Genomic DNA, 10554 nt, shown 5'->3' with positions numbered 1-10554 from the left:
CTGGGTTTAAGTGGAGGTAGCAGTGGTTTTAGTTGTTCCCACTCAAAGGTGGTTAGATCTCTTCGACTCATCAGTAATTTTAGTTCTCGCGATCGCCAATATCTTAAAATATAACAAGTTTGAAAACACGCCCTAGTCCTTTAGGGTACTCGAAGGGTAATCGCCAAAGATGAAAAAGATTTAAGGTACTTCTCGGTACTAATACTTTCAACATATGAAGAATAGATTGTGCCATCTTAAACCTTATATTCATACTGTGCCACGAAATAAAGTTCAACTTATGGCTACGCATTTCGGCAATCAGTCGATCGCGTAAATGCTGCTGTTGCCTCAATTTCAACCAATATTTCTGGATAGCCAAGTGAGAAAACGCCGATTATAGTAAGAGATGGACGCGACTCTCCCAGATATTGCGCGAGAATCGGTGCGATATCCTCCATGAAGTCCCCAACTTCACCACGAATGTAGAGGCGAAGACTAAGCAGAGACTCTACCGAGCTTCCCGATGCCTCTAAGACGGTGGTTAAGTTAGCCAGTGCCGTCTTTAATTGCCCTTCGACGGTATGTGATGAAACTTGATGATTTGTGTGCCAGTCAACTTGTCCAGAAATGTAAACGGTAGACGATGCGGTGTCAATAACCGCTTGGGACATTCCGAACTGACTTCCATCATAAATCTGTGGCGGATTGATAAGTTGCTTTCTCATTGTGTCTAATCCCTCGGTATAAGTTTAACTACTTATCTGAAGTGTAATAAGTTCCAATACTTAATTTCTTTCAAATTCTTACGGCGCTTTATCAGATTCATATGATGAAACGAATCTGCTTTGGTGTCATGCCAGTGAGACGTTTAAACTGTTGAGTAAGGTGGCTTTGACTAGAGAAACCTACTTGCAGTGCAATGTTAGCGATCGCTAAATCGGTTTTTGCAAGCATCAGTTTTGCTCGTTCTACCCGCTGTCCAATCACATACCGATGAGGTGACATCCCTGTAGTACGTTTGAACAGACTGGCAAAGTAAGTAGGGCTGAAATCGATCTCCCCGGCAATTTGCACCAGTGATAAATCGCGATCGAGGTGAGTGTTGATATACTCAAGTACTTGTTGTAATTGAGTGGAAGTTAAGCTTCTGTTATTAAATGTAATTATTGTCATGATTAATAAATTGGTAATTATAAGTCTTCGAGCATGGGGTCAAACCGCATGAATCGTTGGAAAACTAACTACTTGCAGCGACAATGGCTGCCATTAATTGCGTAATATTCCAGCGATCGGTATACTGAATTCCATTGATAAACAAGGCTGGTGCAGCCGTTACCCCACTGTGTAATCCACTTTCGATATCTTCATTGATGCAAGCGACATGCACTTGTTTGGACAGATCTCGTAGAAATTGGGAGATGTCAAGTCCTAGATCGTTGGCATACTCCACAAGATAGCCGTTTCCCAACTCTTGCTGATGGACTAACAAAATGTCATGCATCTGCCAAAACTGACCTTGAGCGGCTGCCGCTTGTGCTGCTTGTGCCGCACGTTGAGCATGAGAATGAATCTGTGTCTGTGGAAAATGACGGAAAATGAAGCATAAATAGTCCTCTCCAAATGAAATACTAAGCTGTCGCCCAATGACTTTAATCAGCCTGTAAACGTCCGCACTCTTGGAACATTGATAGTCCCCATACATCACCAGCACCACGGTGGCACTCAGCTCACCTTGTATGCGATCCTGTATTGAAGTTGGAACGAATAACAAACTGCGATCTCGGTCTTGGCTCATTAGAATACCTCTAAGGGAAGAGATGGCGATCGCAAGCGATGCCTGCGGTGGGCTACGCCTACGCCATACAATCCTCTTTCTACGATCTATGTAAAGTAAATTTAGTGCTTACACAATCCAATATATAAAATTGACTCTTACTTGTCGTCCACTAAGAGTTGCAACTTTTACTCAGTAAAGCGATTGATGAATCAGTCCATCAATTGAAGGAAGGTTGACTCCAACTTTAGTTGGAATCCAAACTACTAAAGTTATGCCTACAAATTAACAATTCCACGTTTTACCGCCACAATGACAGCTTGAGTGCGATCGCTCACGCCTAATTTACTTAAAATACGATTAACGTGAGATTTGACCGTGCTTTCCCCAATAGTTAAGGTTGCTGCAATTTCCTGATTGCTCATCCCCTGAGCCATCAAACCAAGTACCTCTAGCTCTCGATCGCTCAGTTCTGGATTGCTCAGGCGCTGCACCAGTTTTGCCCCCACTTCTGGCGGAATATACTGCTGACCGCGATGAACTGTGCGAATCGCATTTAGAAGCTCGTTGGGTTTAGCATCCTTGAGCAGATAGCCTTGAGCGCCTGCGTGCAAACCGCTATAGATATCTTCATCACCATCATAAGTTGTTAGCACGATAATTCGAGCAGATTTAAATTCAGTACAAATTGCCGTAATAGCTTCAACTCCTCCGACTTGCGGCATTCGTAAATCCATCAGCGTGACATCTGGCTGGTATTCCCGAAAGCGATCGATCGCCTGCTGCCCATCTTCTGCTTGAGCGATCGCCGTCATTTCTGGATCTCGGTTAATAATGGTTGCCAATCCTTGTCTGACAATAGAATGATCGTCAGCGATCAAAACCCGAATTGTAGTCGATTGGTCGCTCATGATTCTCGTTCAAGGGTTGACAATAACAACAATTTCTGTTCCCTGCCCAGGTTGACTTGTAATTGACAATTGCGCTCCAATGCGCTCTGCCCGTTCGCTCATGCCCAACAATCCAAATCCGCCAATGGGTTGAAGACCTCCAACTCCAAAACCCCGTCCATTGTCTTGTACGCGCAAGCTGCACCGTGCATCGTCATACACTAATTTAATTCTAATTTCGCTGGCGCCAGCGTATTTAATTGCATTGGTCAGTGCTTCTTGTCCGATCCGAAGTAAGTTATTTTCCACCTCGGCGGGTAAAGGATAGGCTGTACCTTGAATTTTGTAAATCAGAGCAGTATTGGTAGCGGCTCTCATTTGGGCTACCAGGCGATGAAGCGCACTTGATAAATCGCCATCTTCTAATAATTGGGGACGAAGTGCTGTTACCGAGCGACGCGCCTCAGTTAGTCCGGTGCGGGCTAATTCCTCAATCGTGTCTAAATGCGCTTGAGTAGCTTCTGCATCATCTAGCACTTGAGTTGCCGCACCGACCTGGATCAGAATGCCTGTAAATGCTTGGGCTAGTGTATCGTGAATTTCGCGTGCCATGCGGTTGCGTTCCTCTAAAATTGAGGCTTCTTCGGCACGTTTGCGAGCCGTAATATCTCGCGCCAGCCAGATCGCCCGATCGTGCCGAATTGGTGCAATGCGAGCCGAAAACCAAGTTTTTCGTCCATTCAGAAACATACTGTACTCGACTGTGAGCATTTGTTGGGTTCTAAGCACCTGCTGAATGTAATCTAAGAATTCATCAGCTTGTTCTTTGGCAAAGATTTGATGCAGTGTTTTACCAATCTTAGCCTCGATTGGTTTATCTAACCGATCGGGATCTACTGTTTTGATTATTCGCCCTTGGGCAGTCAGTACACACATCGGGTCGGGAATTGCTTCAATTAAAATCTGTAGCTCTGTTTCTGAGGCTTGTAGAGCGTCTTCTGCTTGCTTGCGTTTAATTCCCAATGCTATCTCGCGAGCCGCAAACTTCAACGCCTCAAAGTTGGACATCGGAATCGGCTTTCGAGTAAACATCGCTATAACTCCAACAAGCTGCTCGTCTAGCAGTATGGGATAGCCCGCAAATGCCACCATGCCTTCTCGTTCTGCCCATTCTCGATCGATGGATGACTCATCAAACACATTGTTAGTCAACAGAGGACGGCGTTCATGAGCAATTCGTCCAATTTTGTGGCTACCTACGGAAACTCGACTGTAAGTGCCGTCAAGACGAGTATACATCCCCGCACTGGCTTGTAACTCCAAAATATTTTTGTCTTTATTTAGCGTCCAAATACGAGCAAATGCCGCATTAAAGTGCTTAACAACGGCTTCCGCACAGCGATGCAGCATCAAGGGCAAACGATCGCTTCGAGCAAGGGCACTGTTCACATCGGCGCGAAAAGCGGAAAGGATTGCCTGTTCCCGAAACCGAGCCTCGGACTGGCGCAACACCTCTTCTGCACGTTTGCGATCGCTAATGTCTGCGATCAGACCATAGTATCCTTTAACTTGACCATCGTCACTAAAATGGGGAATGTGGGTCGCACTGATATAATAGTTGCTCCCTTTTGGAATTTCTGCCTCGAAAGAGATTCTCTGCCCTCCCAGTAATCGCTTGATGTACGGCTCAGTAATCTGATAAGCCTCCTCACTCTGGATCTCACGAACAGATTTGCCTATAATCTCATCTCGACTCCGCTTGAACCAGACCTCATAAGCATGATTCACAAACCGATAGCGTCGATCTGCATCCACATAGCTGATATAGACAGGCAGAGCGTCGGTAATCAGTCGCAACTCTTGTTCTCGCTCGCGCAATGCGGCTTCTGCCGATACGCGATCGCTAATATCCGCAATCACCCCTTCCATGCATCCATCGGCTGCATTCAAACGAGAGGAGTAAAGTCCCCAAAACAATGTACCATCTCGTTTTCGCAACTGCACTTCAAAGTTTTGCAGTCCACTATCGCGCTTTAGTAATTCAATCGCTTGTTGGCGATCGCTGGAATTTACATAACAGTCTGTAGTCTGTTTCTTCCCAATCATCTCATCGGGTGAAGCATAGCCAAATAGATCCGCAAAGCGTTGATTGGCATCGATAATTAATCCATCCGAGAGGCGCGTGCGGAAGATCCCTACCTGTGAATTTTCAAAGATATTGCGAAACTTGGTTTCACTGCGCTGTAGAGCTGCCTCGGCTTGTTTGCGTCCTGTGATGTCATTGCCAACGGATAGAATTTCCAACACCTGTCCCTGTTCATCCAAAATTGCCTGATTTGACCAGGCAACCCAAACCCGTCTGCCGTCTCGACACAGGTTTTCATTCTCGACTTGCAGATAAGATTGCAGATAAGATTCAGGGTCGTGAAACAGGTTTTGGACAAATGGTTTGAGATTGCGCCCACAGCTATCGATTTCTGGAACGATCGTTTCGAGTAAGGTACGCCCTAAAATCTCGTGTGCCTCATAGCCAAAAAATTCCAGCCCGCAGTCATTCAAGTATTGAATCCGTCCTTGCATATCACAGCGAACGATGATTGAATTCGCAGTTTGTATCAGGTTTCGATAATCTGCTTCACTTCTCCGTAACGCTGCGGTTCGTTGGGCAACCTGTTGTTCTAAAGTTCGGTTGTAATCGGCTAGTAATTTCTCGGCTTGTTTGCGCTCGGTAATGTCTTGAAATGCGACAAGCGCATAAGCTACATTGCCCCGTTCGTCATAAACTGGCGTTCCCCATGCTTCAACTGGAATTGTGGTGTTGTTTTGGTGGATTTCTACATCATCAACTCTAGTACGTTCACCACTCAACGCCCGCACAATCGGCAGTTTCTCAGTTGGATATTTTCGCTCCGTTCCCGCCAGATAAGTTTGATAAACTTCTGCAAGTCGATCCGGTGTTAGGGAAGGATCGATACCCTTACCCAATAGCTGAGTAGCCTGCTGATTAAAGTAGTAGGGGCGACCTGCCGCATTCAATACTCCAATGCCCACCGGAACCGCTTCTAGAAATTGTTTCATTCTACTCTCGCTTTCACGTAGTTTTGAGTAGAGCTTGGCATTTTCAATAGCGATCGCCGCCTGGGTAGATAACAGATTCAGAACTTGCGATCGCTCGGATGTAAATGTTCCAGCCGCTAATTGATTTTCTAAATACAATACACCTACTAGCTTAGCTTGATTGAGTAGTGGCAAACAGAAAATAGATTTGGTTTGGTTGCGTTGAATGTATGACTCATTGATAAAAGCTCCTTCACCAATCGCATTGTTTAAAATGACAGTTTCATGGCTACGAATTACATAATTAATAATTGATTCAGGCAAGCGATCTATAATTGGAACGGATTGCAGCACTTGCGTAATATAGGCATTCTCACCATCACCATCATTTAGTTGACCAGTCGCTTCAACTACCCACTCTCCTGAGTTTTCTAGAATTAAATATCCGGTTTGTGCGCCAGCATTCTGAATTAAGATTTGCATTAAGGAACGTAGCAAATGCTCTAGTTCAATTTCACGAGCAATCGCTTGTGAAGCTTTCATTATCGCCGCTAAATCTAAAGCAATATCCGAGCGATTAGAGCTAGTTTCAGAAGTGGTAGATACTGACGTGAGCGTTACTTTAGACAACTGAGAAAAAAATTGCGGATAGCGATTTTCCAAATCTTTAACTTTAGCTTTTGCACCCCAGCGATCGTAGCAATAGTGCGCCTCTTTCATGTAGGTTTGGGCAATTTTTTTCCGACCTCGTGCTAAATAATGTTTAGCCGTCAATTCATAAGCTAATGCTTCTTCTTGGATAAACTCATTTTCAGAAGCACCCGATATAGCGCGTTCGTAAAACTCCTCAGCCTCAAGAAATTGCCCTAAGACTCGCGCTTTCTCTGCCTCGACCAGATGATATTTATGTAGATAATTCATTGGGGCATGTTCTGCCCATTTTTGCATCTTTTCTTGGTTGGTGCTAACACAACTTAGCATCGCTTCTTTTTGGGAGCTTGAAGCCTCAACCAATAAGCTCAAAAGCACCAGAGAATCGTAAAAATGGAATATAGGCACAGTTATCATTGCTGTTGCCTCTTCTAAATACTGCCTTGCTGACACAGCAGCTTGTGCAGCTTGCTGATATTCTCCAAATAGATAACACAGTATAAATTTGTATAAATAGAAATAGTGAATTCTAGTTCCGTCTCTAACTACAATAGCGTGCAATAGTGCTTGTTCTTCATCATATACACCACCAATTAAACGGCTGAGATTGTCAGACCTACCTAACAGATTAAGGATTGTCTGCCACAACATGGCAATCCAATGATAAGGGTTTTCCCGTCTGAGTTGTCTGACTGCTTTGGTGTAGGTTGCCGTTTTTTGCTCCAGTTGGGTGAGTGACTCACCGACAAAAAACGAGTGACAACATGCATTACATGCAACATAACTAGCAGATCCAAAGTCTCCGATTTCTACTGCGTTTTGATAAGCATCAACCAGAATTGGTATTGTTTTCCTAAGATGTACCTTCCAGTGCATGACGTGGGCACCAAATACCATTAATGCTCTAGCATTCTCTTTTTTGGTATTCAATCGTTCTGCCAAATTGAGAGCCAATTTGCCAAATTTATAACCGAGTTCAATGTCTTGAACAACTCCACATAGAACAAGTCCGTAGGTAGCATAACTCAGTGGGGACCAGGCAGCATTACCGTAGTCGATCGATAAATTTACCATTTTGCATACAATCAGTATCATCAGTGCTGGTGACCCCATAAATGCAGCACCCACGATATTCGCCAGGATATAAATTGCTGCTAGCGGTTTTGGTGCGGTCATCTTTGGTAAATTAATCAAGTCTTCGATTTCTCGTCCAGCTATTAGTGCAGCCGTTGACTCCAATCCTTTTTGAACGTCTAACTCACTTGGAGTTTCTATTAAGTTTATTTCCAGGAAATTTAATGCTTCCAGTCCAATCTTAAGTGCTGATTTCGGGTTGCCCTGTGACAAATATTTTTGAATTCTGCTATCGTAAACCTGCACTTTATCAAGCATTGACTTAGCGCGATCGAGTACCACTTCTACGAATTGTTCCATTTCATCAAAGCAGACATGAAGATACGCTGCTCCTGCTGCTTGGGAGTACAGCGCTAAGGTGAGGTCATATTCACTCTGCCAACTGTCTGTATTTAGGAGTTTAATCCCTGTATTGAAATACTTAAGAGCTGCTTCATAAGCCGTTGCTGCTTTGGCTTTCTGACCTGCGATTAAATTTAATTTAGCAATTTCAGTTCGTTTTACGCGATCGCAGACCAACTCGATCCCATGATTGAGATGATCGACAATTTCAAACAGTCGTTTCGATCGCTGCTGGAGTGAAGTTTTTTCGAGTAAATTGCGACCGATTTGGAGATGAACGACTTGTTTGTGCGACTCGTCAATTAAGGCATAAGCAGCTTGCTGTACGCGATCGTGCAAAAACTTATATTTTTGAACTAATAAATCTTCGTCCAATTCAGATAAAGGTTGAATTAATCCAGCATGTATTGCAGCTAGTAAATTCTGGAAAATTGCTTGAGGCGTTTTTTCACAAACGATCGCTAACGTTTCTAAATTAAAGTCAGCTCCAATACAAGCAGCTAAGCGGAGAATTTGCCGTGTTGCTTCTGGTAGTTTCTTCAGCTTGAGCAGCAGCAATTCCACCACATTATCAGTTATATTTCGGGCTTGAATTTGAGTAATATTCCACTGCCAGCTTAAGCGATCGACATCAAAAGTCAACAGATTTTCGCTCTTCAGCATCCGCAAAAATTCACCGACAAAGAAAGGATTGCCCTCGGTTTTACATAACACTAATTGGGCTAGGGAACGAACGGTATCAGGCTTACGATCTAGCGTCTTGGCAATCAATTGATTCAACGATTCCAACGTTAAGGGTGCTAAAGTAATCTCTTGAAGCACTGCCCCTTGTTTTCGCAATTTCTCTAGCGTCAATATCAATAGATGCGTTGAAGTTACTTCATTATCTCGATAGGCTCCAATCAAAAATAGATATTGGGTTTGCTCGTCGAGTAATAATAGCTCGATTAACTTTAGCGTGGCTGAGTCGATCCACTGTAGATCGTCTAAGAAGATGACCAGGGGATGCTTCTTTGAACAAAACACCCGCACAAACTTTTGAAATGTTAGATTGAAGCGATTCTGTGCCTCAGTTGCTCCAACTTCTGTTACGGGCGGCTGCTTGCCCACAATCAATTCTAATTCTGGGATCGCATCAATGATGATTTGTCCGTTGCTTCCTAATGCCGCAAGTAGGCAAGATCTCCACTGTTGCAACTGCTCGTCAGGTTCGCCCAGTAGTTGCTGCACCAATTTTTGCAGGGCATGAGCGAGCGCGCTGTAGGGAATATTGCGCCCAAATTGGTCAAACTTACCCCAGACAAAATAGCCGTGCTTTGCCGTGATGGGTTTGTAGAGTTCCTGCACCAATGCTGATTTGCCAATTCCTGCATAACCGGAAACCAGCATCATTTCGACGTTGAATTGTTGAGAATTTGCTTCATTTCCCCTTGCGGCTACTCTGTCAAACGCCGCTAATAATGCTTCAATCTCTCCTTCTCGCCCATACAGTTTTTGGGGAATTTGAAACTGCTCGGAAACATCTTGCAGACCTAATTGGAAGGAGTTAATTTGACCAATTTCTGTTAATTGCCCAGAGCAGCGTTCTAAATCCGCTTTGATCCCCCAAGCACTCCCATAGCGATCTGAGGCATTTTTCGCCATCAGTTTCAAAATTATGTCGGAAACGGGTTTGGGAATCTTTGAATTCAGTTCGTGCGGGGGAACGGGCTGTTTGGCAATATGGCAATGAACTAGTTCTAGGATGTCGCTGGTGGGAAACGGCAACTGTCCGGTCAAAAGTTCGTAAAATGTTGCACCTAGCGAGTAAAAATCGCTGCGGTAGTCGAGCATCCGGTTCATGCGTCCGGTTTGCTCCGGCGACAGATAAGCAAGGGTTCCTTCCAGAAGATGGAGACTTTTGAACGCTGGATTGGTGTGGCTGAAGCGGGTGGCAATCCCAAAATCAATCATTTTGACAACGCCAGTCTTTGGATTAAGGACGATGTTGCTAGGATTGATATCTTTATGAATGATATTAGCAGCATGAATTCTGCCTAGAATATCAGCAATGGCGATCGCTAGAGAAAGAAAATTCGATAAGGGCATGGGATAGAAGTCCGATTGCTGCTGCTGTAGGCGTTCTAAAGACTCTCCGCCAAAGTCTTCTAAAAGAATGACGAGCGTGCGCTGATAGTCCTGCTGGCTGTATGCCTTAACTACGCCTTCGATGTTGAGGGAACGAGTAATTTCATATTCCTGCCTGTAGCGAGTTAATTCCCCACCATTCGGATAATCTTGTTTGAGAACTTTAGCGACAACTGCACAATTCCCCTGCTCTCTAATACCTCGATACACAAGAGAAGCCGAACTTTCATAGATTTTGCTGTGAATGGCAACTCCAGGTAGGGTAATCATTAAACTCTGTCCCAATGAGTGTCATCAACTCTATTATTACAAGATATATCGTTTGCCAAACCGCAAGAGATTAAACAACTTAATAAATTTGCGATTGCGAAGCACTCCCTACGGGAGATCGCGATCTAAGATCGAATTCGATCGATCGCTCATAATATAGGTGACTGCCTTCGTCCACCAATCATAACTGGCGTAAAAGTAGCGAAGCTGATACCAGCCGCCATCTAACGCCCCAAAAGCTTGCCCCGATTAAATTTCATGTCTTTAAATCTCTTTAAGCAGCATCGAGTTGTAATCGTTCATTGAGATCCAAGCGAAAGGTTCCAT

The 10554-nt window shown here is 44.2% G+C and carries 5 protein-coding genes; all 5 read right to left on the bottom strand.

The window, feature by feature from the left end; translation table 11 throughout:
• Window positions 1–284 precede the first annotated feature (284 nt).
• Window positions 285–707 (bottom strand): RidA family protein, encoded by a 423-nt coding sequence (locus ACRC32_RS16355; RefSeq protein ID WP_438554964.1) that lies wholly within the window; start codon window positions 705–707, stop codon window positions 285–287.
• 97 nt (window positions 708–804) lie between these two features.
• On the bottom strand, window positions 805–1155 hold the full coding sequence (locus ACRC32_RS16350; RefSeq protein WP_438554963.1) for a helix-turn-helix domain-containing protein: 351 nt from the start codon (window positions 1153–1155) through the stop codon (window positions 805–807).
• 64 nt (window positions 1156–1219) lie between these two features.
• Window positions 1220–1777 carry a DsbA family protein gene (locus ACRC32_RS16345; RefSeq protein ID WP_438554962.1) on the bottom strand — a complete coding sequence of 186 codons (558 nt, stop codon included), beginning with the start codon at window positions 1775–1777 and terminating at the stop codon, window positions 1220–1222.
• A 257-nt stretch (window positions 1778–2034) separates the two neighbouring features.
• Window positions 2035–2667 (bottom strand): response regulator, encoded by a 633-nt coding sequence (locus tag ACRC32_RS16340; protein ID WP_438554961.1) that lies wholly within the window; start codon window positions 2665–2667, stop codon window positions 2035–2037.
• A 9-nt stretch (window positions 2668–2676) separates the two neighbouring features.
• Window positions 2677–10227: a PAS domain S-box protein gene (locus ACRC32_RS16335; protein WP_438554960.1), complete on the bottom strand. Its 7551-nt coding sequence runs from the start codon at window positions 10225–10227 to the stop codon at window positions 2677–2679.
• Window positions 10228–10554 lie beyond the last annotated feature (327 nt).

It is taken from the genome of Chroococcidiopsis sp. (assembly GCF_051657925.1).
GTDB lineage: Bacteria > Cyanobacteriota > Cyanobacteriia > Cyanobacteriales > Chroococcidiopsidaceae > Chroococcidiopsis.
Note: the sequence above shows the minus strand (reverse complement) of the source record. Positions and strands in the feature narration are given on the sequence as shown.